At 64.4% G+C, this 646-nt stretch carries 1 protein-coding gene and 1 pseudogene; one reads left to right on the plus strand and one right to left on the minus strand.

Translation table 11 applies throughout. From position 1 onward, the window contains the following. Positions 1 to 196 (minus strand): annotated as a pseudogene (locus JAO81_RS43275) (hypothetical protein); the annotation flags it as partial. Between the two features lie 167 nt (positions 197 to 363). Between JAO81_RS43275 and JAO81_RS41965 the strand changes: the two are divergent. Then, positions 364 to 585, plus strand: a complete 222-nt coding sequence (locus JAO81_RS41965) for a hypothetical protein (RefSeq protein ID WP_199553259.1) — start codon at positions 364 to 366, stop codon at positions 583 to 585. Positions 586 to 646: the final 61 nt, after the last annotated feature.

Below are 646 nucleotides of genomic sequence, written 5' to 3' on the forward strand. Positions count from 1 at the left end.
CAAGGACCTTCATTCCCTCAAGGCCGAGCCAGATGGGGGCGCCGCGGTGGACGACGTCCTCGGGGTACATCCGCCCGCCCGCACCCTCCAAGTCGGCCGCGTGGTCGGACACGCACCACGACGGGCACGGGGACGAGAACCAGGCGCCTCCCCGCACAGGGAAGGTGGTCAGTGGCGAGGTCTCTTCTGCGTTCATGGATACCGCCGATGCGACAGGGGCTGGACCGCGTTGTTCGAGAGTTCGGTTTGACGGATCGAAATGTCATCAGGCACGATTCTTCTACGCCTTTGCGGCCTTGCCCGGTGCTACCAACACCGGACAAGGCCTTGAACCCCAACCCTCCAAGACAGGGAAGAGGAACCGTGCCGTATGGTACCGGCCGCCCGAATGGCGGCGAAAACGTCATGTCTGAAAACGGCTCCGTCGAGGATGCTCCGGACCGTTTCACCATGGGCCTGATGATCGACATCATGACCGTGCTCGACCAGCACGGCTACGAGCGAGGTGCGCAGAGCACCGTTCCGCGTCTCATCGGCCCGCTGGCCGACTTGGTGCGCGCTTACGAAGGCGGTGATCGTAAATGACCGCTGCGCCCCCGCTCCGCGCCGTGATCTACGCACGGGTGTCGTCGGACCCCAAACAGCG

The organism is Streptomyces sp. N35, from assembly GCF_016464295.1.
In the GTDB taxonomy this organism is placed as follows: domain Bacteria; phylum Actinomycetota; class Actinomycetes; order Streptomycetales; family Streptomycetaceae; genus Streptomyces.